The following is a 23043-nucleotide window of genomic DNA, read 5'->3' on the forward strand; positions in this document are numbered from 1 at the left end:
TCACGCGTCCGGGGCGGTCGTGCGTCCGCGGCGGGTCCTGCCACCGCCCCGGACGCACGAACCACGACCGGCATAGCGTGGACGCGTGGACCTCGAACTCAAGAACCGTGTCGCGCTCGTCGTCGGAGGGAAGGGGTACATCGGCGCAGCCGTCGCCGATCGACTCCGCGCCGAGGGGGCGACCGTCGTCGTCGCCTCCCGCAGCGCGGACGCCGCCGACGGCGTCACCATGGACACCGCGGACCAGGCATCGGTCGAAGCCGGTGTCGCCCGGGTGCTCGAGCAGCACGGTCGCATCGACGTGCTCGTCGTGACCGCCGCGCCGAGCGCCGGCACGCTCGACCCCGCGCGGAAGTCCGACCCGGAGCAGGTGCTGTCGGCGATCGACGGCAAGGCGCTCGGGTTCCTCCGCGTCGCGAACGCCGTCCTACCGGCACAGCGCGAGGCCAGCCACGGCCGCGTCGTCGTCGTGAGCGGGCAGAACGCCTACCTCTCCGGCAACATCACCGCCTCGCTGCGGAACACCGCGGTGAGCGTCATCGCGAAGAACCTCGCCGACGAGCTCGCTGGCTCCGGCGTCACGGTGAACGTCGTCAACCCGGGGACGGTCACGGACACCCCCGCCGCCGAGGTGCAGCGCGGTTCGGGCGGCGAGTCCAGCCCGCAGCAGATCGCGGACCTGGTCGCGTTCCTCGCCTCGCCGCTGTCCGCGGTGTCGGGCGAGTCGATCTCGATCGCGCACCGGGTGCTCGGCCAACTGACGATCTGACGGACTGGAGGCGCGTGGCGGGCCCGCCCCGCGCCTCCAGGCCGCCACCGGGTCACGACGGTCTTTCACCCGGTGGGATGAAGCCCTTCGCCCGCTGGTCCGATGTGGCGGCGCCCGCGGTTGTCGATGCTGGTGTCATGGAGACCTCGACCAAGCACACGATCGCCACCCTGCTGCTCTGCGCGGCGATCGTCGTCGTCACCGCCGTCGCCCTCGTCGCGATGTCGCCGATGCCGTGACCGCCGTTCCGCGCCCTCGTGCGATGATCGAGCCGTGACGGACCGGCGCACGTTCATCCGGCCGCTCGCCACCCGATCGATCGTCGTCGACGTGGCCTGGGCGGCGCTCGCTGCGCTCGTCTTCCTGCTGCCGATCGACCTCGAGCTGCAGCACGCGAGCCTCCTCGCGGTCCTCGCGGCGGCCGTCGCGATCGCGCTACGGCGGGTCTCGCCGACCGCGGCGATGGCGATGATCGTCGTGCTCGGGGTCGTGCAGGTCGGTGGCGGGGAACGCCCGTCGCTCGTGGACCTGGCGATGTTCGTGGTGATCGGCACGACGGCCGTCGTCGGGAGCCGCGGCGAGGTCGTGGCGTCCGGCGTCCTGGCGTTCGTCGCCGGCGTGAGCGCGACGGTGTACCTCGCGTCGACCGGCTTCCGCTTCCTGCTCCTCATCAACGGGCCGCGCGACCAGGCGTTCCTCGCGATGGCCGCACCCGTCACGGCGCTCCTCGGCGTCTGGGCCGGCGGGATCGCCCTGCGGGCCTTCCGGTCCCGCGACCGTGAGTCCGAACGGCGTGCCGATGCCGAAGCCGCAGCGTTCCGCGCCGAGGCCGTCGCGACCGAGGCCGCCGCCACCGCCACCCGCGCGATCGACGAGGCCGAGTCGGAGCGCATCCGGGCGGACATCGCGCGGGACGTCCACGACGTCGTCGGGCACTCCCTCGCCGTGATCATCGCGCAGGCCGACTCGGTGCCGTTCCTCGACGACGAGGCCCGCATCCGCGAGGTCAGCGCGACGATCGCCAGCACCGCCCGGAGCTCCCTCGTCGAGGTCCGACAGGTCCTCGGGCACATCGACGGCTCCGGCACGGACACCGACCCGGGGTCGCTCGACGAGATCGTGCAGGGCATCCGCGAGGCCGGGGTCGACGTCGACCACAGCCGTCGCGGTGCCCTCGTGACGCTCGGCCCGGACAGCGGGACCGCCGCACGCCGTGTGCTGCAGGAGATGCTCACGAACGCGCTCCGGCACGGCGCCCCGGGACACCCGGTGGTCGTCCGCGAGACCTGGCGGAGCGCCGACCTCGTGCTCGAGGTCGAGAACCAGGTCGTCGATTCGGCCGCCGCGGTGCCGAGCACGCGCGGCTCCGGCCGGGGACTCACCGGGATGCAGTCCCGGCTCACCACGCTCGGCGGGTCGTTCGACGCCGCCGTCCTGGACGCCGTGTTCGCCGCACGCGCCCGCATCCCGTTCGACGTCCATGGGGGGACCATCCGATGACCGATCCGATCCGCATCCTGCTGACCGACGACCAGGCGCTCTTCCGCGCCGGCTTGCGCGTCGTGCTCGACGCGCAGGACGACATGGTCGTCGTGGGCGAGGCGTCCGACGGGGCCGAGGCGCTCGGGCTCATCCCCGAGCTCCGGCCGGACGTGATGCTGCTCGACATGCGCATGGCCGGCATGGACGGTGTCGAGACCGTCCGCCAGCTCTTCTCCGGCGCCGTGGACGGTCCGCTCCCCCGCGTGGTCGTCCTCACCACCTTCGGGCTCGACCCGGCCGCGGCCACGGCGATCCGCCTCGGCGCGAGCGGGTTCCTGCTGAAGGACACGACGCCGCCGTTCCTGTTCGCGGCCGTCCGGGCCGTGCACGAGGGCAGCTCGGTGATCGCGCCGAACGACCTGTCACAGCTGTTCGGCGCGGACGTCGAGCGGGCTCCCTCGCCGCAGCCGTCGGAGTTCCAGGCGCTGACCGACCGGGAGCGCATCGTGTTCGGCTGGGCGTCGCGCGGGCTGTCGAACGCCGAGATCGCGGCGAAGGAGTTCGTCACCGAGTCCACGGTGAAGACGCAGATCTCGAGCATCCTCGGCAAGCTCGCCCTGCGGGACCGGGTGCAGCTCGTCGTGTACGCGCACGACCACGGGCTGGCCGGGGCGCGCGGCGAGGCCTGACCCGCCGGACCTCAGCCCGCGGCTGCCGACGAACCTGCGGCCACCCGGTCGAGCCACTCGGCGAGCATCGCCCGCTCGGCGACGGTCAACGCATCGAGGTCCGACACCGCAGCACGGAGGGTGATGGCCGCACTCGTGATCGCGTCCCCCGCTCCGGCCGGGGCGGACCCGGGTACCAGGATCCGTCCGAGCACCGCCTGGAACGCCTCGTCCGCCAGTCCGGGATCGCGGTCCTCCGGCGCAGTCGCCAGGATCGCCAGCACCGCGCCGGTCCCGGCGGCGTGCACGAGGTCGACCGCGCGGCGCTCCGGCACCGCGAGCCGACCGGCCTCGGCGACCCGCCGCACCCGTTCGGCCAGCAGTGCCGTGCCGGCTCGCGCGGCGGCCGAGCGACGTCCGCGTTCGGGATCGGCGAGCAGGACGAACAGGTCCGGGTTCGCCAGACCGAATGCGATCGTCGTCTCCCACCCGGTGCGGAAGTCCTCGACGGGGTCGGTGTGCTCGATGCGTGCCGCCCGGACGGCCTCGGCTTTCTGGGCGGAGAAGGTCGTCATCGCGTGCTCGGCGACGGCCTCGAGCAGCCCGTCCTTGTCGCCGAAGAGCCGGTAGATGGTGGGCGCCTGGACCCCGGCACCGTCAGCGACCGCACGTGTGGTGACGGCAGCGGCGCCCTGCTCGCGGAGCATCGTGCCCGCGACCTCGACGATCCGCGCTCGGGTCTCGTCGCGCTGCGTGCCCTGCTCGATCACGGAACAACGATAACAACTCCGCGCTATCGCTGTGTTACCGTCGTAAACACAACAACGTTACCAACGATACGGAGTCAGCATGATCGTCATCACCGGAGCCACGGGAGCACTCGGCGGCCTCACCACCGACCACCTCCTCGAGCACCTCGCCCCGCACGAGCTCGCCGTCGTCGCCCGCGACCCCGCGAAGGCCGAGCGGTTCGCCGCCCGCGGGGTGGAGGTCCGCCACGGCGACTACGCCGAACCGGCCACGCTCCCTGCGGCGTTCGCCGGCGCCGACCAGCTCCTCCTCGTGTCGTCGAGCGACCCGAGCGCCGACGCGGTCGCCCTGCACCGCGCGGCCGTCGACGCCGCCGTGAGCGCCGGCGTCGGACGCGTCCTGTACACGAGCCACCAGGGCGCGGCCCACGGCTCCCCGTTCGGTCCGGGCGCCGACCACGCCGCGACCGAGGACCTGCTCCACGACTCCGGGCTGCCGTGGACGAGCCTGCGGAACGGCTTCTACGCGCACAGCAGCGCGTGGCTGATGGGTCCGTGGCAGCAGACCGGTCTCGTGTCCGTGCCCTCCGACGGACCCGTGTCGTGGACCGCTCGAGAGGACGTCGCCGAGGCAGCGGCGCGGATCCTGCTCGCCGACCGCACGTTCGACGGACCGATCACGCTCACCGCGTCCGCAGCACCCACCTTCGCCGACCTGGCCGGGTACGCCTCCGCGGCCAGCGGTCGACCGGTCGGGTTCGAGGTCCTCGGCGAGGACGAATGGCTGGACCGCGCCGTCGCCCACGGTCAGGACCCGCACATGGCCGGGTTCCTGCTCGGGATGTACCGGGCAGCGGCGCAGGGCCTGTTCGCGGGGACCGACCCGCTGCTCGGGGAGATCCTCGGTCGCGAACCGCGCCCGGTGCAGGACCAGATCAGCTGAGGTCCACGACCTCGTCGAGGATCGTCTCGACGGCAGCCGGGTCGTGCGCGAACCGGCCGAGGAACAGCCCGCCGATCCGCCCCTGGCCACGCGTCAGCAGTCCCGGACCGGCACTGCCCCCGTAGACGACACGCGAACCGGCCAGCTCGGGTCGCGTCGCGAGGTGCGCCGACAGCCCGGCCAGCACCTCGACGACGTGGTCGTCGGGGGCCGGGGCCGGGGCGCCGATCGCCCACACCGGCTCGTACGCGACGGTGAGCGGTCCGGCCTGCCCGGCGGCGACCGCCACCGAGACGGCACGGTCGAGCTGCGCCGTCACGTCCGCGATCGCCTCCGACCTGGAGGCGCGGGTCGCCTCGCCGACGCAGACCAGCGGACGCAGGTGGTTGCGGTACGCCGCGTGCACCTTGCGCGCGACGTCCTCGTCCGTCTCGTGGAACAGGGAACGCCGCTCGGCGTGGCCGATCTCGACCAGGTCGACCCCGATCTCGCGGAGCTCGGCGCCGGACACCTCGCCCGTGTACGCCCCCTCGTCGGCCCACGCCAGGTCCTGCGCGCCGAGCAGCACCGGGGCGTCGCCGAGGACCTGCCGGACGGGCACGAGCGCGGGGAACGTCGGGATGACGAAGAGCTCGGCCGCACCGGAGCGCACCGCGGGGTGTCGCCGGGCGATGTCCCCGACGGCCGCCGCCCACGACAGGGTGCGGGCGTGCGAGAAGTACATCTTGAGCGACACCCCGACGGTGATCACCGCGCGACCGCCTCCACGATGAGCGCGAACGACACCGCACCCGGGTCGGCCGTGCCGACGGCCTGCTCGGCGTGCGTGCGGGCGCGGCCCTTCTTCGGCATGAGTGCGGCCGTGCCGTCGGCGGCCTCGCGGGCGGCGGTGACCGCCGCTGCCCAGGCCTCGGGGAGCGCGGAGCCGGCGTCGACCCGCTCGCGCAGCACGTCGTCGAACGGGACGAGCGCGTCGACCATCGTCTTGTCGCCGGGGACGGCACCGAAGGCGAGGACCGCGTCGGTGGCGGCGTGCACCGCGTCCGCGACCTGCGCCGACGACGGACGCGACTCGTCGCCGAGGACGCGACCCAGTGCCTCCAGGGCGGCTCCCCAGATCGCGCCGGACGTGCCACCGGCCTTGTCCGACCAAGCGTCACCGGCGATCCGGAGGACGGATCCTGCTCCGGCTCCGTGCTCGAGGGCGTCGGCAGCGGCGGTGTCGGCCGCGTGCGCGCCGCGCTGCATGCCGATCCCGTGGTCGCCGTCACCGGCGATCGCGTCGATCCGGCCGAGTTCGTCGGCGTGCTCGTCGATGACGGCGCGGACGGCTGCCAGGCCGGACGCCACGCGTCCGGCGACCGCTCGCGACTCGTCGCTGGCCGGGCCGATCGCCTCGGCAGCTTCGTCGGCCGAGGCGACGGACGGGTCGACCCGCTCCTGCTCGATCGCACCGCCCTTCCGGAACGCCGGGGTGTCCGCGGGCGCTGCCCACAGCTCCTCGAGTTCGTCGTCGAGCCAGAAGAGCGTCAGCGAGACGCCGGCCATGTCGAAGCTCGTGACGAGTTCCCCGACCTCGGGCTCGACGATGACCACGCCCGCGTCGGCGAGCAGTCGCTGCACCGACCGGTAGACGACGAAGAGCTCCTCGTACTTGACGCTGCCGAGGCCGTTGAGGATGGGGACCACCTTCTGGTCGGCGAGCGAGACGCCGTCGGGGAGCTCGTCGAGGAGCTTCCCGACGAGCAGCTCGGCCAGTCCCTCGGCCGTCGGCACGTCGGTCTCGTCGATCCCGCGTTCGCCGTGGATGCCCATGCCGATGGCCATGCGGCCCTCCGGCACCTCGAACAGCGGTTCGTCGGCCCCCGGCAGCGAGCAGCCCGAGAACGCGACGCCGAACGACCGGGTGCGGTCGTTCGCGCGCTCGGCGATCGCGGTGACCGCCTCGAGGTCGTCGCCACGCTCGGCGGCGGCCCCGGCGACCTTGAAGACGCAGAGGTCACCCGCGATCCCGCGCCGTTCGTCCGCACGGTCGGCCGGCGCGGAGACGACGTCGTCCGTCACGCGCACGGTCCGGACGGGGATGCCGTCCGCCTCGAGCGTCCGGGCTGCCGCGTCGAAGTTGAGCACGTCGCCCGCGTAGTTGCCGTAGCTGAGCAGCACGCCCCCGCCGTGCTCGGCCGCCCGCGCCACCCCGGCCACCTGCTGGGCACTCGGGCTGGCGAACAGGTTGCCCATCGCGGCGCCGGCGGCGAGGCCCGGCCCGACGAGCCCGCCGAACGCGGGGTAGTGGCCGGAGCCACCGCCGATGACCACGGCGACGGTCCCCTCGGGGCTGGTCGTGGCCCGCGCGACGCCACCGTGCACCTTCCGCACCCACCGCTCGTTGGCGGCGACGAAGCCGTCGGTGGCCTCGTCCGCGAAGTCCGCGGGTTCGTTGAACAGTCGGGTCATCGGCTCGTCTCCTTCCGGTCGGCAGTGGCGACGTGCGAGGTGTCGAGCAGCTCGTCCGCCTTCGCCCCGCGGAAGAACTTCGTGCAGAAGATCATCACCGCGGCCACGAACGCCAGCACCCCGAGCGACACGATGCCGAACGCTCCGCTCTCCGTGGGGACGACCTCGTTGATGGCGGTGCGCATGATCGGTGCGACGAACCCGCCGAGGTTGCCCAGCGAGTTGATCAGGCCGATGCCCGCGGCCGCCGCGGCACCCGTGAGGAATGCCGTCGGGTACGCCCAGGTGATCGGGCCGACGGCCAGGAAGCTCGCGACGGCCAGGGTGATGAACACGATGCCGAGGATCGGCTGCCCGTTCGCGCCGGCCCACGCCGACCCGAGGATCGACAGGCCGGTGGTGATGTAGAACATGGAGCCCCAGCGACGACGGCGACCGACGGTGTCCGCCCGCGAGCCGACCAGGTAGCACGCCACCAGACCGACGAGCCACGGGATGGCCGCGACGAGGCCGACCTGCCAGCCGACGTCCTGCCCGAGCAGCGCGGAGACCTGCTGCGGCAGGTAGAACGTCGTGCCGTACACGGCGACCTGCAGGCAGAAGTAGATGATCGTGAAGTACCAGACGCGGCCGCTGGCCATCGCCTTCCAGATGCCCGTCGGGCCGTCCTCGCTGCGCGCCGTGTCCTCACGCTCCATGGCCGCGGTGAGGGACTGCTTCTCCCCCGGCTCCAGCCACTTCGCCTGCTGTGGACTGTTCGTCAGGAACACGAGCGCGGCGATGCCCGCCAGCACGGCGAGGATGCCCTCCCCCGCGAACATGACCTGCCAGCCGTGGAACGGGGTGGCCTGGTCGCCGAAGCTGATGAGGCCGCCGGACAGCGGTGCGCCGATCATCTGCGAGAACGGCTGCGCCAGGTAGAAGATCGCGAACATCCGCACGCGGACCTTGTTCGGGAACCACTCGGACAGGTACATGATCACGCCCGGGAACAGCCCCGCCTCGGTCACACCGAGGATGAACCGCAGGATAATGAACATCGTGTCGTTCGTCGTGAAGGCGAACAGGGCGGCGACGATGCCCCACGTGACGGCGATGCGGGCGAGCCAGAAGCGCGCCCCGAACCGCTTGAGCAGCAGGTTCGACGGGATCTCGAAGATCGCGTAGCCGATGAAGAAGATGCCGGCGCCGAGCGCGAAGGCCGCGTCGGAGATGCCGCGGTCGACGCTGAGCGCCTCCTCCGCGAAGCCGACGTTGGTGCGGTCGAGGAAGGCGACGAAGTACAGGATGACGAGCATCGGCATCAGGTGCTTGGTCGCCTTGCCGATGGCGGACTTCAGGCCGGGGTCGTTCGTCGACCCGAGCGCTGGTGCAGGGGGAAGTGACACGGGGTTCGCTCCTTTGCGAGCACGGTGCGGTTGCAGGGGCGTCCGTCGGCTGGTCGGCCGGCCGGACGGGAGGCACGGATCGCGTCGCGCGTTCGGCGCACGGTCCGCAGGCGGCCGGGCCTAGTGCATGTACAGGCCGCCGTCGACGTTGAGGGTCTGACCGGTGACGAACCCGGCGTCCTCGCTGATCAGGTAGGCGATCGCGGCGGCGATGTCGCGCGGGGTGCCGATGCGGGGCAGGACCCCGTCGGCGGCCATCTCGGCCTTCCGCTCCTCGGAGAGGGTTCCGCCCATGATGTCGGTGTCGATCGGTCCCGGAGCGATCGCGTTCACGGTCACGCCCTTCGGTCCGAGCTCACGGGCGAGGCCGCGGGTGAGGCCGATCACGCCGGCCTTCGCCACCGTGTACGGCGTCTTGCTGAACGTGCCGCCGCCGCGCTGCGCGGAGACGGACGACAGGTTGACGATGCGCCCGTACCCGTTCCGCACCATCGACTCCGCCGCGCGCAGGCTCGCGAAGTGCACGCCGTCGAGGTTGATCGACAGCACGCGGTGCCACTCCCCCTCGGGCAGGTCGAGGTAGGCGTGCGCCGAGGACACCCCGGCCAGGTTCACGAGCGCGGTCACCGGTGGCAGCTGCGACTCGATCGTGTCGAACGCCGCACGGACGGCGGACTCGTCGGCGACGTTCGCGCCCGCGCCGACGGCCTGCACGCCGTACTGGTCGCGGAGCTCGGCGGCGACGGCCTCGCTCGCCGCTTGGTCGAGGTCGATGACGCCCACGTTCCACCCGGCCTCGGCGAGGTGGTGGGCGGTCGCGCGGCCGATCCCCCGCGGTGAGGCGGCGCCGGTGAGGACGACGGTGCGGTCCTGGTTGCTCATGCTCGTCCCCCTCAGTGGATCGGCGCCGGGCCGAGGTCGTCGAGGAGCTTCTGCATCGCGACGTAGGCCTTGTTGCGGTAGGCGACGAGTTCCGGCGTGCGGTCGGCCGGCACCTCGAGGTAGCCCGCGCCGGACTTCGTGCCGAGCTCGCCGGCGTCGACGTGCTGCTGCAGCGAGGCCGGGGTCGCGAAGCGCTCGGGCCACCGGGTCTGCAGCGACTCGAAGCAGAACGCGTAGACGTCGAGGCCGGCCATGTCGGCGATCGCGAACGGGCCGAAGAACGGCAGGCGGAAGCCGAAGGTCGTGCGGACGATCGTGTCGATGTCGTCGGGGCTGGCGATGCCCTCGTCGACGATCTTGGTCGCCTCCTCGAACAGCGCGTACTGCAGGCGGTTCAGGACGAAGCCGGTCGAGTCCTTCACGCGGGCGGACTGCTTGCCGGTCGCCGCGACGACGGCTTCGCCGACCTGGATCGCGTGCTCGCCGGTGGTGGGGTGCGGGATGAGCTCGACGCCGGGGATGAACGGCGCGGGGTTCGAGAAGTGCACCCCGAGGAAGCGTTCCGGGCCGGTGACGGCCTCGGCGAGGGACTCGATGAGGATCGTCGACGTGTTCGAGCCGATCACCGCGTCCGGACGGGCTGCCTCGCTGATCCGCCGGAGGGTGGCGTGCTTGATCTCGAGCTTCTCCGGCACTGCCTCCTCGATGAAGTCGGCCTGCGCGACCGCTTCCTCGATGGACTCGGCGGCGCTGAGGTGCGCACGCACGCGCTCGACGGCGTCCTCGGGGAAGAGCCCGTCGGCGACGAACTGCTCGGTCTCCCCGATCAGCCGCGCGAGGTTCTGCTGCGCGATCTCCGCCGAGACGTCGGCGATGCGGACGGTGTGGCCGGCGAGGGCGAGGACCTGGGCGATCCCGCCGCCCATGTAGCCGGACCCGACGACGGCGATGTCGAGGGTGCTCATCGAGTTGCTCCTTCGTGCTTCGTGCCCACGCTCGTGGTGGCGAGGACCGATCGGATGTAGTGCTGGTTGGTGGCGCAGACGCCGAGGCTGTCCCCGCCGTACTGCTCCGTCATGAGGATCCCGCGGAACCCGTCGGCGACGGCGTCGCGGAGGACCTGGCGGTAGTTGATGAGGCCCGTCTCCATGGTGCTCGGCACGCTCGTCGCCCAGCTCCCGTCGGCGGCCTCGTCGCGCGTGTAGTTCTTCACGTGCAGGTAGTTCGTGACCGGGAGCGTCTTGGCGAACAGCTCCTTCCAGTCCTCCACCGGGCGGTGCAGGCGGATGAGGTTCGCGACGTCGGCGTTGAGGCCGACGTTGTCGAGCCCGATCTCCTCGATCAGCCGGACCGCGCTGTCCGCGGTGCCGAGGTAGGTGTCCTCGTAGAGCTCGAGCGCCATCGGCAGACCGACCGACGCCGCGTGCTCGCCGAGCTCGCGGAGCCGGGAGACCGCCGCCTTCCGGACCTCGGGGTCGTCCGGGTCCTTCGGGCCCTGCGCGGTCCAGAACCACAGCGCCCGCTGCTGGTCCTCGTTGAACGGCTGGTGCAGTCCCGTCGAGAAGACCTGCATGCCCCACTCGGCGGCCGCGTCGATGGTGCGGTGGGCGTACGCGAGGTTGTCCTCCTCGTGCCCGGGCTGCACCACGCTCTTGCGCTGCAGGTGCACCGACGGGATCCCGACGCCGTGGGCCTTCGCGATGGCGAAGAGCTCGTCGCGGCGGGAGCGCTCGAGGTCGGCGGGCCGGATGTGGCTGTCGGCGAGCTCGGCGAGTGAGAAGCCGACGGCCTCGATCTGGGCGAAGACGTCGTCCCAGACCTCGGGGTCGGCGTCGTGGAAGGCGACGCCGTCGCGGGTGACCGGGGGGAACCCGTGCAGGCAGGTGGCGATCGGCCAGGTGGCCGACGTCCAGCTGGTGGGGTTCCAGTCCTGGTCGACCCAGTCCTGTGGTGTGCTCACGGAATGCTCCCTTGCATGTGTCGGTTCGGCGATGAACCTCTTTCCTATAGGAAAGATACTCGTATGACGATCCGGCGCAAGCCAGGTCGCGTGATCTGGTGTCTACCCGGTGTGCGTCGCGTCCGCACGCGAGCGCAACCGAACCGCGTCGATGTGGTGCCGCATCGCCGCGACCGCTTCCGCCGGCCCCGTGCCGAGCGCGTCGAGCACGGCGCGGTGCTCGTGCACGGCCCGGTCGGTGTCGTCCCCGCCACCCTCGATGATCTGGCGCATCCGGTGGACCCGAGTGGTGATGATCTCGGACATCTCCTCGAGGAAGGGGTTCCGCGTCGCGTCGAAGATGAGCTGGTGGAACTGCCAGTCGCTGCGGAAGAACCGGGCCATCAGCTCCTCGGACGCCGACCCGACCCCGACGGCCGCGATCTCCTCGGCCACCGCGGACTGCTCGGCCAGCGCGGCGGTGAGTCGTTCGCGCAACAGGTCGACGTCACCGCGGGCAGCGAGTTCGACGGCGCCGCTCTCGACGATGAGCCGGGCGTCGAACAACGCCTCGAGCTGGTCGCCGGCGAGCGGCGGGGACACCCGGTACCCCTTGTTCGCCTCGCGGGTGACGAGCCCGGTGCGTTCGAGCTGCACGAGGGCTTCGCGCACCGGGGTCGGTGAGACGCCGAGGGTCCGGGCGAGGCCGTCGATCGACAGGCGCATGCCCGGCTCGACGTCGTGGCCCATCAGGACCTCGAGCACCCGATCGTAGACACGGTCCCGCAGCCCGAGCTGCGTGATGCGCTCCGTTCCGAAGCCCGGCATGGTCGTCGACATGTGTCGATCCTAGAGAATCGACGATCCGACATCGTTGCGGGTGGGCCGGCTCGTGCGAGGCCGACTCGGTGCGACACCGTCGACGTCGTACGACGTCAAGGGTGTCGTTCCGGGTCGGGCAGACCGCGCCGGCCCGGGCGGGCTCAGTAGACGGCGTCGATCCCGAGCACGTCGCCGAGCCCCAGGGTCCGCTGCCCGGTCTCGCACGTGGTCGACGCCGGCTTCATGACGAGGCCGCTGTTCTGCGCCGTGTGCCCGAGGCCGAACGCGTGCCCCCACTCGTGCGTCGCGACCCCGCGCAGGTCGAACCGGGCGCCCGAGCACGTCGTCGCGACGGACCACTGCTGCCCCGTCGTGTAGCGCTGGTCGACCTCGACGGCGACGCCCGACCGCGACCACACGCACGTGACGGCGAGGGTGCCGGACGGCAGGGAGCCCCACCCGACGACGCTCGCACCGCTCGACGCGCCGCAGCCGCCGGTCGCCGTGACCCCGCTGGTCCTGGTGGTGTTGCCCGCCAGGCGCTCCGCGGCCGATGTGGTGACCTTCTTGCCGCAGGAGGCGATCCCGCCCGTCCACGCGTCGGCCCCCGCACGGATCGCCGCCGCCCCGGAGACCTTCTGCCCCGCGGGGTTGTAGCTCCAGTTCACCGGCGCGGACCACTTGAACCCGAGCTTCGAGTAGGTCTTGTTCGTGCAGCTCGAGGGCTTCGCGGCCGTGGTGGTCGTGGCGGCCTGCGGGGTCGCGGTCAGGCGTGCGCGCAGGGCGGCCCGCTCCTGCCGGACGGCTGCGGCCGAGCCCTTCCACACCTCGTCGACGTGCACGGCGACCCCGGCGCGCCCGGTGTTCGTGATCGAGACGTCCCCGTCGTCCGACGCCCCGGTCGCCGCCACCGGCAGCGCGGCCACGGTCGTGCCGGGCGCGGGGAGGGCGAAGTGCCGACCGTCGGGCAGGACGACCGTGCCCGAGGACACGGCGCACCCGGTCGCGAGGTCCGCGAGGGTGATGCGCTCCCCGCGGCAGGTCGGTGCCGCGGACGCCGGCGCCGCTCCGGTCGACGTGACGACCGCGCCCAGCGCGATACCGAGTGCGACCGCCCCTGCGGTCACGGACGACGTCCGCACGATGATGCCTCCTGATCCGGGCGCCGAGCCCCCTCGGCACAACGGAAGACAGTGTGCGGAGCGTCCGGCGCGGGGGTCAACCCCCCGAAGTGGCCTGAGCACGCACCGGCCTGAGCACGAACCGGCCTGAGCACGAACCCGGGGAGTGTGCCGTCCGGCAGGATCGACGCATGGGATCACGCTCCGTCGTCGTCATCGGGTCGGGCATCGCCGGCGCCGCCACGTTCTTCGCGCTGACACGACGCGGGGCCCAGGTCACACTCGTCGACGACGGTGCCACGGGCCAGGCGACCGCGGCGAGCGCCGGCATCCTGCAGCCGTGGTCGTCGGCGGTCGAGGGCCCGTTCGCCGACCTGTACGTGCGCGGTGCGGCGTTCTGGCCGGAGGTCCTCGCGCGCCTGGCGGAGGTCGGCGTCACGCACACCGACCACCGCCGGAGCGGAGCACTGGTGGTGAACGCGGACCCGGCCGAGGTCGACGCTGCCGAGGCACGGGTCGAGCGGCGCCGGGCAGCCGAGCCGGAGGCGGTGGGACGGGTCGAGCGCATCGGCGGCGATCGCGCCCGCGCGCTGTTCCCGCCGCTCGCTGCGGGGCTCGACGCGCTCTGGATCGAGGGCGGCGGCCGCGTGGACGGCCGCACGGTGCGGGACGCGCTGCTCGACGCCGGGGAACGGCTCGGCGGTGCGCGTCGACGTGGGCGGGCGGTCCTCGACGGAGCCGGTCGGGTCCGGGTCGGCGGCGAACTGCTCGAGGCGGACGCCGTCGTCGTGGCGGCCGGCGCCTGGACGAACGACCTGCTCGACGCCCTCGGTCTGCGGGTGCCGGTCGCGCCGCAGCGGGGGCAGATCACGCACCTCGCGCTGCCCGGGGTCGACACCACGCACTGGCCGTCCGTGCACCCGTTGTCCCACCACTACCTCGTGGCGTTCGACGGCTCCCGGATCGCGGTCGGGGCGACGCGCGAGACCGGCAGCGGCTTCGACGCCCGGGTCACGGCGGCCGGGCAGCTGCAGGTGCTGCGCGACGCGCTCTCGATCGCCCCGGGCCTCGCCGACGCGACCGTCCTGGAGACCCGGGTGGGACTCCGTCCGCTCGCCGACGACGCGATGCCGATCGTCGGAGCGGTCCCCGGCCATGAGGGGCTCTTCGTCGCCAACGGGTACGGCGCGGCCGGCCTCACGATGGGGCCGCTCCTCGGGGACGCCCTCGCCCGGCTGGTCCTCGGCGAGCCCGCACCCGAACTCGACGCCCTGCAGCCGGAGCGCGGACGCGGCTAGGGCACCTGCACGAAGCGCGGCGCTCCCCGGTCCCGCAGCCGGAACCCGAGGTGCTGGTACAGGCCGATCGCCCCGGTGTTCCCCGCGGCGGCGTGCATGAGCGGGACCTCCCCACGCTGCCGGATGCCGTACGCGACGTCGAGCACGAGTCGACGCCCGAGCCCCTGCCCGCGGAACGCCTCGTCGGTGCACACCGCGCTGATCTCGGTCCACCCCGGCGGGTGCAGCCGCTCCCCCGCCATCGCGATGAGCCGCCCCTCGCGCCGGACGCCGACGTACCGCCCGAGTTCGATCGTGCGCGGCAGGAACGGCCCGGGCTTCGTGCGGGTGACGAGCTCGGTCATCTCGGGGACGTCGTCCGGCGTGAGCTCGACGGCCTCGGCGTCCGGGGTGCCCTCGATCGACTCGCCCGTGAGCTGCACGCCGCCGGAGCCCTCGACCGTGTGCCACCCCTCCGGGACGACGACGGAGGCCCCGACGCCGAACACGGCCCCGGACCCGATGAGGCCGCGGACGTCCTCCCAGTCCTCGGCCGTCGGGTGTTCCGGGATGCCGGTCCAGACCGACACGTCGGGCAGGTAGCGGGCGACCTCCCCGCGGCGTTCGGCGAACCGGGCGTGCTCCCCGTTGAGCGAGGCGAGCGCCGGGTTGTCGAGCAGCCGGGTCGGGGTGCCGTCGTCGGCGATCGTCAGGTCCAGTGTCCGGAGCGCCGCCCCGCGGGGGTCGCCGCCGCGGAACCCGAGGTCCTCGAGCCGTCGTCGGTCCCCGTCGGTCCACCCGGTCGTGTCGGCGAGCACACCGGCGGCGTACCGGTTGCGTGCACGGGCGACGACCTCGCCCACGTCGGCCACCGTCGCCAGGACGACCTCACCGGGTCGCGTCGGGGTGGTCGGACGGGCGCTGGTGGTCATGCGTCCATCTTCCGTCCGCCGGCACGGCTGCGACGAATCGTCGTACCCGGACAGGCCGACGTCAGGCGGTCACAGCGCCCGTGCCGGAGCGTCCTCGCAGGTTGGTGCCGGCCGCGACCGACCCCACGACGACCACGGCGAACAACAGGACGGACGCGACACCGACGAGTGCGGAGAGCGGCCCCCACGCGTACGGCGCCGCATCGATCGCGAGTGCCCCGAACGCCATCGCGAGCACGATCCGTTCGAGCGGACGCAGTGCAGCTCCGACCGGACGTGTGAGCTCGACCGCGAAGAGCATGCCGACGACGACGAACGCGATGCTGAACGGCAGGGCGTGGACGGCCACGAGCGCCGAAGCAGCCGCCGTCGCGACTCCGAGCCGTGCAGCAGTGCCGCCGACCGTGGTCGCCGTGGCGAGCGCCGGGACGTGCGGGACGACGAGGACACCGACCCACCCGACGAGCGCGACCGCCGCGACCGCGGCCGTCGTCCACGAGTCCGACTCCGTCGCGGTCAGGACCACGGCCACCGCGAACGCGACGGTCGCGGCGACCTGGACCGCCGTGCTGACGAACCGCGGTGCGGAAGGCGGGACGAGCGGGAGCCCGGCCCGACGACGGCTCCGGACGCCGCGGACCAGCAGGACCACGAGGACCGCGGTGCCGACGACCGCGATGATCACCCACGTGCTCTGCCCGAGGATCTGCTGGGCGAGCCCGAGGGACGACCGGAGCAGGAACCCGGTGCCGCCCCACACGATGGCCCACGTCAGGCTGCCGATGAGCGACGCGATGGTGAACCGGGGCTGCGGCATCCCGCTGACCCCGGCGGCGATCGGGGTCAGCGACCGGACGATCGGCACCAGTCGTGTGGAGACGACCGCATACGCGCCCCGCCGCTCGACGACGCCGATCGCGACGTCCCACTTCTCGACGCCGATCGCCCGGACCAGCCGGCCCTTCCGGAGTCGGGGTCCGACCTTCCGACCGAGCAGGTAGAGGACGTGGTCACCGGCGGAGGCGCCGATGGTGACACCCAGCAGGAGCAGGAGCAGCCCGGGGACGTTGTCGAACGACGCGCCGAGGAAGAGGACGGCGAGCTCGCCGGGGAAGAAGGGTCCGAGGCCCATGACCTCGAGACATGCGAAGACCGCGGCGATCCCGGCACGGAGTGCCTCCGGGATGTCCCCCGCGGTCTGCGTGATCCAGCCGAGAATGTCCATGACCCCAACCTATCGCATGTGACATACCGAAACGTCAGTCGGAGGGATGACCCTGCCCGAGCCGGTCCGCCACGAACTCCACCATCTGCCGCACGAGCCGAGCCCGCGACGACGCCCGCCGGTACTCGTGCCCCTCGCCCTCGAGCTCCAGGTACGACACGTCGTGCGACCGGGCCCGCAGCGCCGCCACGACCTGGTGCGCCTCACCGACGGGCACGTTCGTGTCGAGTTCGCCGTGCACGACGAGGAGCGGCGCGGTGACGTCCCCGATCGCTCGCATCGGCGACAGGGCCTCGAGCAGTTCGGCGTCGTCCACGGGGTGCCCGTACTTGGTCGCGGCGGCGGCGGCGATCCACGGCTCGGTGTCGCGGTAGAACGTCGCGAAGTCGCTCATCCCGCACACGGCCACGCCGGCCGCGAAGACGTCGGGCGTGAACGCCAGGGACGCGAGGGTCGCGTAGCCGCCGTAGGACCGGCCCTCGACGGCGACGCGGGAGCGGTCTGCGTACCCGTTCGACACCAGGAACCGCGCGCAGTCGACGACGTCCGCGAGCGCGTTCCACCGCAGCCCGAGGTCGTCGGCGTGCACGAAGTCGCGCCCGTAGCCGGAGGACCCGCGGATGTTCGGGGCGAACACGGTCACGCCCGCGGCGGCGAGCGCCTGGTGCTGCGGCGAGAAGGTCGGCCGCTCCTGGGACTCGGGTCCGCCGTGCAGGTGGACGAGCGCTGCGCGCGGGCCGGGAGGCACGGTGCCGGTCGCGTCGTCCGCCCCCGCCGGCGGGACCGTCGGCTCCGCGGCCCGGTACAGCCAGCCGGTGATCTCCAGTCCGTCGCGCGCCGCGAAGCGCTCGAGGGTCGGTTCGACGAGTGGCACGTCGGGCAGCTCCGGCACGCCGGTGACCCGGCTCCAGGTGAGCGCGTTCGTGTCGAGCCGCCAGAGCTCTCGGGGTCGTGCGGGGCCCTCGATGGCGAGGATGACGCTCCGCCCGTCACGGCTGAGGACCGGGTCGGTGACGACGTACCCGGGCAGGTCCGGCACGGGGGTGCGCGAGGCGTCGTGCGTGTTGACGAGTTCGAGCTCGCTGCGACCGTCGACGTTCCAGCCGAGCAGCAGCGTCCGGCCGGCGTCGTCGGCGTCGAGGGACTCGAGCTCGGCGTCGGCGCGCTCGGTGAGCGGACGCGTCCTCCCCCGCCAGCCGTGCGGGCCGACCGGCTGCGCGATGAGGCCGCGGCGGGGCATGCCCGACTCGGTCGCGACGTACGCGACGAGCGGACTGGTCTCGCTCGCGGGCGCCGGGCGGAGGAACGCGATCTCGGCCGACCCGTCGGGCTGGTCGGACAACAGCGCGCGGCTCTCGTCGGTCAGGCGGTCGACGACCACGACGAACTCCTGGCCGCGCTGCCCGTCCCGGAGCACCACGAGCCGCTCCTCGACGGAGAGGTCGAGGATGTGGATGAGCTCCCCCACGGCGAGGTCGTCGCGGTCGCCGGACACCGGGTCGACGAGGTACGAGCGCGCGGGCTGGTCGGCCTCGGTGGACGGCAGGGTGATGACGACGCGGTGCCCGCTGCGGCTCCAGGGACCGAGCTCGGCGTGCTGGGAGCGCGAACCGGCGACCTGCGCGGCGTCGGAGCCGTCGGGGCGGACCACCCAGACCTGCTGCTTCACACCCCCGTCGGTCGCGATCGCCACCGCCAGCCACTCGCCGTCGGACGACCACGTGACGCGGATCACCGGGTCGTCGGACAACCGGATCCTGGTCGGCTCCGGTAGTTCACCGTCGACCACGACGTCCTGCACGAACACCTCGGGGGTGCCGTGCCGGTCGCTGACGAACGCCACCCGCCGGGCGTTCCGGGTCATGGTGGGGCCCCACGATCCCCAGGCCGCCGCGAGGCGCTCGCCCAGGCCGGCCGCCTGCTCGACGCGGGCCGACGGCCGGGCGCGGGTCGTGCCTCCAGGCCCGCTCACCGCACCCCCTGGTGCTGCAGCCACATCTCGATGAGGCCGAGCTGCCAGAGCGCGTTGGCGCCGATCTCGGTCCGCGTGCTGTTCGGGTCCTGGAGCATCCGCTCGACCGTACCCGGGTCGAAGAGGCCGCGCTCCCGGGCCTCCGGTGCGTGCAGCGCCTGGCGGACGCGCTCGAGGTACGGGCCCTCGAGCTGCCGGATCGCCGGCACCGGGAAGTAGCCCTTCGTCCGGTCGATGACGGCGTCCGGGACGATGCCCCGGGCCGCGCGCTTCATGACCCCCTTGCCACCGTCCGCGAGCTTGAGCGACGGCGGGATCGCGCCGGCGAACTCGACGAACTCGTGGTCGAGGAACGGCACCCGCGCCTCGAGGCCCCACGCCATCGTCATGTTGTCGACGCGCTTCACCGGGTCGTCCACGAGCATGATCGTGGTGTCGCTGCGGAGTGCGGCGTCCACGCTCGTCTCCGCGCCGGGCCGGGCGAACTCCGCGTCGACGAAGGCCGACGGGGTGTCGTCGTCGCTGCGCCAGCGCTCCCCGAGCAGCGCCTGCAGGGCGGGCCAGCGGCGGTCCATGAACACGGAGCGGTAGACCTCGGCGGCCTGGTCGCGCGGTGTGGCGGCGAGCGGCGGGTACCAGCTGTACCCACCGAGCACCTCGTCCGCACCCTGTCCGGACTGCACCACCTTGACGTGCTGCGAGACCTCCTGCGAGAGCAGGTAGAACGCGACGCAGTCGTGACTGACCATCGGTTCGCTCATCGCCTGGATCGACCCGTCGATCCCGTCCAGCAGGCGCGACGACGGGATCCGGATGCGGTGGTGGTCGGTGCCGAAGTGCCGGGCGACCTCGTCGGAGTACTCGAACTCGTCGCCGGACTCGCCGCCGGCGGACTCGAAGCCGATGCTGAACGTGGCGAGGTCCTGCTGGCCGGCCTCGGCGAGCAGCGCGACGACGAGGGAGGAGTCGATCCCGCCGGAGAGCAACACCCCGACCGGGACGTCGGCGACCATGCGGCGCTGGACCGCGGTGCGGAGCTTCTCGGTGAACGCCTCCTGCCAGTCCTGGTCGGACCAGTCCGCCTTGTCGGGGTCGCGCTCGAAGCGGGGCTCCCAGTACGTCTCGTCGTGCGAGCTGCCGTCGGGTTCGATCACCCGGACCGTCGCGGGCGGGAGCTTGCCGACGCCGGACAGGATCGTCCGGGGCGCGGGGACGATGGAGTGGAAGGACATGTACGAGGCGAAGGCGACCGGGTCGATGGACGTGTCGACGCTGCCGCCGGTCCCGTTCCCGGCCAGGATCGCCGGCAGGGACGACGCGAAGCGGAGCCCGCCGCGGACCGGCGCGACGTACAACGGCTTGATGCCGAGCCGGTCGCGCGCCAGCACGAGCCGGCCGGTGGTGTGCTCCCAGATCGCGATCGCGAACATCCCGATGAGGTGCTGCACGAAGTCGGTGCCCCACTCGGCGTACGCGGCGACGATGACCTCGGTGTCCGACGTCGAGTCGAACGTGTGCCCCTTGCCGTGCAGCTCGTCGCGGAGCTGACGGTAGTTGTAGACCATGCCGTTGTAGGCGATCGTGAGGCCCGCACGCGGCACCACCATCGGCTGTGCGCCGGCGGTCGACAGGTCGACGATCGACAGCCGGCGGTGTCCGAACGCGACCGGTCCGCGCGCCCAGAGTCCGTCGCCGTCCGGGCCGCGGTGCACCATGCACCCGGTCATCCGGGCGACGGCTCCGACGTCCGGTGCCGTCCCGTCGAAGCGGATCTCGCCCGCGAGTCCACACATCAGCTGTCTCCCTCGGTGGTGCCGGTGCCGGTGCCTGTGCCCGTACCGGCGCCTGCGGCCGTGCCGGGCTCGGGTCCGACGATCCAGGTGTCCTTCGCGCCGCCACCCCGTGAGGAGTTGACGACCATGCTGCCCTCCGGCGCGACGCGGGTGAGCGCGACGTCGGCGAGGTGCGTGTCGCCCGGACCGGTGCCGGTGACGTACACGAACGCCCGGAGGTCGACGTGCCGCGGGTCGAGCCCCGCGGGTCCGATCGTCGGGTGCGACGAGAGCTGCACGACCTCCTGCCCCACCCAGCCGGCGGGGTCCGCGGCGATCTGCCGACGTCGCTCGGCGACCTCGGGGGCGCTGGCACTCGGGCCGATCAGGACGTCCCGCCCGCCCTCGCCGTCCACCGGCTTCGTGACGAGTTCGCCGACGCGGTCGAGCACGGAGAGCCGTTCACCCTCGATGCTCGTGCGGTACGTCGGCACCGACTCGAGCAGGGGCTTCTCGTCGAGGTAGTACCAGATGAGGTCGGGCACGTTGACGTACATGGCCTTGTCGTCGACGAGCGCGTTGCCTGGAGCGTTCGCCAGGTACACGGTGCCGGCCTCGGCCGCGTCGAGGATGCGGGCGCCGAGGTCCGGCGCGTGCTCGTTCGCCAGGGCACTGGCGTCGCGGTCGACGCGCAGGTAGAGGGCGTCGAGCACGTCGCCGGTCGCGGCCTCGACCACGCGTCCGTCGCGGACGTCCAGGTCGGACTCGGACAGGAGGCGCATCCCGGCCCCGTCGGACAGCCGCCGGTGCTCGTACCACGCGCCGGCGGCGGGCCCGTCCGACACCAGCGCCAGGACCGGGTCCGGGTTGCCGGTGACCGCGGTCGCGACGGTGCGGAGGGTCTCACGCAGGCGGTCGAGGACGGTGTGCGGATCGCGGAGCCGAGCGGGACGCGGGGCGTCCGGCACCACCTCGTCCATCAGCTCGCGGAGGGCGAGGCCGTACGCGACGCCGGAGGGCGACCGGACGTTGTCCTCGAGCACGCGCCACCCGCCGAACTCGTTGCGGACCAGGTCGAACCCCATCACCGGCGCGCGGACCGCGGTCTCCGGCAGTCGTGCGGCGTCCGGGTCCCAGCCGTTCGCACCGACGAAGTCGTCCGCGTCCATGGCGCCGTCGGCGACGATCCGCCGCGGCCCGTACGCGTCGCGGAGGAACAGCTCGATCGCCCGGGCGCGCTGGGCGAGCCCGGCCTCGAGCTGCGCCCACTCGTACGCGCTCACGGTGCGCGGGACGAGGTCGCAGCCGAAGACCTGCACGCCGCCGTCGACCACGAAGCCGACCTCGTGCTCGCGGGTCCAGACGTCGCGCACCGCACAACGGTCGATCGTCGTCTCGGCGTCCCAGCCACGGAAGAAGGTCGCGAGCTCGCGGAAGGCCGGACGGGGACGGGCACCGGGTCCGACGGCCTCGTCGCCCGCGCGCACCCGGTAGGCGGGGATCGCGACGACCGGGTGCTGGTCACGGCCGGACGGGGTGCCGGCGGTGTCCTCGACGACCTGGGTCACGACGTCGTCGAGGTCGCCGCGCTCGGCGTAGGCGGTGCGCTGCCGGTCGGTGGAGTTGCCGCGCGCGAGGGTGTCCTCGAGCAGCTCGCTCACCGTGCCCCAGTCGCCGAGCTCCTCGAGTTCCGGGCGCAGCCGTGACACCAGCTGCCGGACGGCGATCTCGGCCGGGAACCGTTCCGGGTGCTGCCCGAGCCCGAGCAGTTCGCCGCTCAGGCCGCTGCGGGCCGCCTGCCACATCGCCGCGCGGTGCAGGGGCTCGCTGCGCGGGTGCCACGCGGTGCCGGCCTCGACCGCGAGCTCGGCCTTGCGGACGGCCGCGCGGAACAGTCCGGCGATGAGGACCGCGTCGTCCACCACGGGGGTGGCGTCGCAGACCCGGAGTTCGAGGGTGGGCGCGTGCGAGGACGGCCGCACGTCGAAGTACGCCATCTTCTTGTCGGCGATCACGCCCGAGGCGATGAGGTCGTCGAGCACCTTGTCGTACTCGGCGGCGCTCTCGACCCGACCGAAGCTGCCGGCGGACGGCCAGCGCTGCCAGATGATGCTCCGGAACGAGGCGTACCCGGTGTCCTGCCCGTTCCAGAATGGACTCGAGGCACTGAGGGCGAGCAGGACCGGAAGCACCGGGGCGACCCGCTGCGCGATCTGCACCGCCAGGTCGCGGTCGCTCACGCCGACGTGCACCTGCAGGCCGCAGATGAGCTGTTCGTCGACGAGCATCCGGTACTGCTCCTGCATCCGCCCGTAGCGGCCGCCGGAGGTCAGCTCGAAGTCGGCGTACTCGGACCGGGGTGCCGTGCCGACCGCCGCGATCGTGACGCCGGCCGGGGCGATCGCCGCGCTCAGCTCGCTGCGGAGGTCCACGATCACCCGGCGCAGGTCGTCGAGCGTCCGCACGACGGGGGTGTTCGTCTCGATGGTCGTGCGCTGGAGCTCGGCACCGAACCGGTGGGCGGGCAACCTGGGGAGGAGGCGCGGGGCCTTCGCGGACAGTCGGCCGGACTCGAGGTCGATGAGGTGCAGCTCTTCCTCGGCGCCCAGCGTCAACTCTGCACTCATGTACGGAACCTACTGCCGCGA

At 72.8% G+C, this 23043-nt stretch carries 19 protein-coding genes; 5 read left to right on the forward strand and 14 right to left on the reverse strand.

The features are described from left to right. Positions 1–85: 85 nt before the first annotated feature. The 3 genes from BIU96_RS05490 to BIU96_RS05500 all read left to right on the forward strand — a co-directional run bounded on the left by BIU96_RS05490 (position 86) and on the right by BIU96_RS05500 (position 2940). Positions 86–769, forward strand: coding sequence for an SDR family NAD(P)-dependent oxidoreductase (locus BIU96_RS05490; RefSeq protein ID WP_071291609.1), 684 nt, complete (start codon positions 86–88; stop codon positions 767–769). Positions 770–1042: 273 nt separating this feature from the next. Continuing rightward, positions 1043–2269: a sensor histidine kinase gene (locus BIU96_RS05495; protein ID WP_175477465.1), complete on the forward strand. Its 1227-nt coding sequence runs from the start codon at positions 1043–1045 to the stop codon at positions 2267–2269. Next, positions 2266–2940 (forward strand): response regulator transcription factor, encoded by a 675-nt coding sequence (locus BIU96_RS05500; RefSeq protein WP_071291610.1) that lies wholly within the window; start codon positions 2266–2268, stop codon positions 2938–2940. Before BIU96_RS05495 ends, BIU96_RS05500 begins: the two co-directional genes overlap by 4 nt. Before the next feature lie 11 nt (positions 2941–2951). Here BIU96_RS05500 and BIU96_RS05505 read toward each other — a convergent pair whose 3' ends face one another. Further along, positions 2952–3689 carry a TetR/AcrR family transcriptional regulator gene (locus tag BIU96_RS05505; protein ID WP_071291611.1) on the reverse strand — a complete coding sequence of 246 codons (738 nt, stop codon included), beginning with the start codon at positions 3687–3689 and terminating at the stop codon, positions 2952–2954. Between the two features lie 79 nt (positions 3690–3768). Here BIU96_RS05505 and BIU96_RS05510 point away from each other — a divergent pair, with 79 nt between their 5' ends. Further along, complete coding sequence (locus BIU96_RS05510) at positions 3769–4611, forward strand: SDR family oxidoreductase (RefSeq protein ID WP_071291612.1); 843 nt, start codon at positions 3769–3771, stop codon at positions 4609–4611. Here the strand turns inward: BIU96_RS05510 and BIU96_RS05515 are convergent. The 8 genes from BIU96_RS05515 to BIU96_RS05550 form a co-directional block, all read right to left on the reverse strand. Further along, positions 4604–5362, reverse strand: a complete 759-nt coding sequence (locus BIU96_RS05515) for a triose-phosphate isomerase family protein (RefSeq protein ID WP_071291613.1) — start codon at positions 5360–5362, stop codon at positions 4604–4606. The genes BIU96_RS05510 and BIU96_RS05515 overlap by 8 nt on opposite strands. Beyond that, the gene (locus BIU96_RS05520) at positions 5359–7065 is read right to left on the reverse strand and encodes a dihydroxyacetone kinase family protein (protein WP_071291614.1); all 1707 of its coding nucleotides are present in this window, start codon (positions 7063–7065) and stop codon (positions 5359–5361) included. The genes BIU96_RS05515 and BIU96_RS05520 overlap by 4 nt, the downstream gene beginning before the upstream one ends. Further along, positions 7062–8453, reverse strand: coding sequence for an MFS transporter (locus BIU96_RS05525; protein ID WP_071291615.1), 1392 nt, complete (start codon positions 8451–8453; stop codon positions 7062–7064). Before BIU96_RS05525 ends, BIU96_RS05520 begins: the two co-directional genes overlap by 4 nt. Before the next feature lie 120 nt (positions 8454–8573). Continuing rightward, the gene (locus tag BIU96_RS05530) at positions 8574–9335 is read right to left on the reverse strand and encodes an SDR family NAD(P)-dependent oxidoreductase (protein ID WP_071291616.1); all 762 of its coding nucleotides are present in this window, start codon (positions 9333–9335) and stop codon (positions 8574–8576) included. An 11-nt stretch (positions 9336–9346) separates the two neighbouring features. After that, positions 9347–10300 carry a 3-hydroxyacyl-CoA dehydrogenase family protein gene (locus tag BIU96_RS05535; RefSeq protein WP_071291617.1) on the reverse strand — a complete coding sequence of 318 codons (954 nt, stop codon included), beginning with the start codon at positions 10298–10300 and terminating at the stop codon, positions 9347–9349. After that, on the reverse strand, positions 10297–11295 hold the full coding sequence (locus BIU96_RS05540; protein WP_071291618.1) for a sugar phosphate isomerase/epimerase: 999 nt from the start codon (positions 11293–11295) through the stop codon (positions 10297–10299). Before BIU96_RS05540 ends, BIU96_RS05535 begins: the two co-directional genes overlap by 4 nt. A 102-nt stretch (positions 11296–11397) precedes the next feature. Continuing rightward, entirely contained in the window at positions 11398–12114 is a 717-nt protein-coding gene (locus BIU96_RS05545) for a GntR family transcriptional regulator (RefSeq protein WP_071291619.1), read from the reverse strand. A gap of 143 nt (positions 12115–12257) precedes the next feature. After that, on the reverse strand, positions 12258–13238 hold the full coding sequence (locus tag BIU96_RS05550; RefSeq protein WP_071291620.1) for a matrixin family metalloprotease: 981 nt from the start codon (positions 13236–13238) through the stop codon (positions 12258–12260). Between the two features lie 170 nt (positions 13239–13408). Between BIU96_RS05550 and BIU96_RS05555 the strand changes: the two genes are divergently transcribed. Further along, positions 13409–14515, forward strand: a complete 1107-nt coding sequence (locus tag BIU96_RS05555; RefSeq protein ID WP_071291621.1) for an FAD-binding oxidoreductase — start codon at positions 13409–13411, stop codon at positions 14513–14515. Here the strand turns inward: BIU96_RS05555 and BIU96_RS05560 are convergent. The 5 genes from BIU96_RS05560 to BIU96_RS05580 all read right to left on the reverse strand — a co-directional run bounded on the left by BIU96_RS05560 (position 14512) and on the right by BIU96_RS05580 (position 23022). Beyond that, a complete protein-coding gene (locus BIU96_RS05560; protein WP_083402683.1) occupies positions 14512–15426 on the reverse strand; it encodes a GNAT family N-acetyltransferase in 915 nt (304 codons plus the stop codon). The two genes, BIU96_RS05555 and BIU96_RS05560, sit on opposite strands and share 4 nt — an antisense overlap. A gap of 61 nt (positions 15427–15487) precedes the next feature. Continuing rightward, complete coding sequence (locus BIU96_RS05565) at positions 15488–16651, reverse strand: DedA family protein (RefSeq protein WP_071291622.1); 1164 nt, start codon at positions 16649–16651, stop codon at positions 15488–15490. A 34-nt stretch (positions 16652–16685) separates the two neighbouring features. Further along, entirely contained in the window at positions 16686–18647 is a 1962-nt protein-coding gene (locus BIU96_RS05570; RefSeq protein ID WP_254785983.1) for a prolyl oligopeptidase family serine peptidase, read from the reverse strand. Next, the gene (locus tag BIU96_RS05575; protein WP_071291623.1) at positions 18620–20416 is read right to left on the reverse strand and encodes an N-acetylglutaminylglutamine amidotransferase; all 1797 of its coding nucleotides are present in this window, start codon (positions 20414–20416) and stop codon (positions 18620–18622) included. Before BIU96_RS05575 ends, BIU96_RS05570 begins: the two co-directional genes overlap by 28 nt. After that, positions 20416–23022 (reverse strand): carboxylate--amine ligase/circularly permuted type 2 ATP-grasp protein, encoded by a 2607-nt coding sequence (locus BIU96_RS05580; RefSeq protein ID WP_071291624.1) that lies wholly within the window; start codon positions 23020–23022, stop codon positions 20416–20418. The genes BIU96_RS05575 and BIU96_RS05580 overlap by 1 nt, the downstream gene beginning before the upstream one ends. Positions 23023–23043 lie beyond the last annotated feature (21 nt).

The organism is Curtobacterium sp. MCBA15_008, from assembly GCF_001865065.1.
GTDB lineage: Bacteria > Actinomycetota > Actinomycetes > Actinomycetales > Microbacteriaceae > Curtobacterium.

What these genes read in the sequence shown, in the direction of transcription:
- BIU96_RS05500 (WP_071291610.1), top strand. Translation starts at nt 2,266, where the DNA reads ATGACCGATCCGATCCGCATCCTGCTGACCGACGACCAGGCGCTCTTC.
- BIU96_RS05510 (WP_071291612.1), top strand. Translation starts at nt 3,769, where the DNA reads ATGATCGTCATCACCGGAGCCACGGGAGCACTCGGCGGCCTCACCACC.
- BIU96_RS05520 (WP_071291614.1), bottom strand. Translation starts at nt 7,065, where the DNA reads ATGACCCGACTGTTCAACGAACCCGCGGACTTCGCGGACGAGGCCACC.
- BIU96_RS05530 (WP_071291616.1), bottom strand. Translation starts at nt 9,335, where the DNA reads ATGAGCAACCAGGACCGCACCGTCGTCCTCACCGGCGCCGCCTCACCG.
- BIU96_RS05535 (WP_071291617.1), bottom strand. Translation starts at nt 10,300, where the DNA reads ATGAGCACCCTCGACATCGCCGTCGTCGGGTCCGGCTACATGGGCGGC.
- BIU96_RS05545 (WP_071291619.1), bottom strand. Translation starts at nt 12,114, where the DNA reads ATGTCGACGACCATGCCGGGCTTCGGAACGGAGCGCATCACGCAGCTC.
- BIU96_RS05555 (WP_071291621.1), top strand. Translation starts at nt 13,409, where the DNA reads ATGGGATCACGCTCCGTCGTCGTCATCGGGTCGGGCATCGCCGGCGCC.
- BIU96_RS05560 (WP_083402683.1), bottom strand. Translation starts at nt 15,426, where the DNA reads ATGACCACCAGCGCCCGTCCGACCACCCCGACGCGACCCGGTGAGGTC.
- BIU96_RS05565 (WP_071291622.1), bottom strand. Translation starts at nt 16,651, where the DNA reads ATGGACATTCTCGGCTGGATCACGCAGACCGCGGGGGACATCCCGGAG.
- BIU96_RS05575 (WP_071291623.1), bottom strand. Translation starts at nt 20,416, where the DNA reads ATGTGTGGACTCGCGGGCGAGATCCGCTTCGACGGGACGGCACCGGAC.
- BIU96_RS05580 (WP_071291624.1), bottom strand. Translation starts at nt 23,022, where the DNA reads ATGAGTGCAGAGTTGACGCTGGGCGCCGAGGAAGAGCTGCACCTCATC.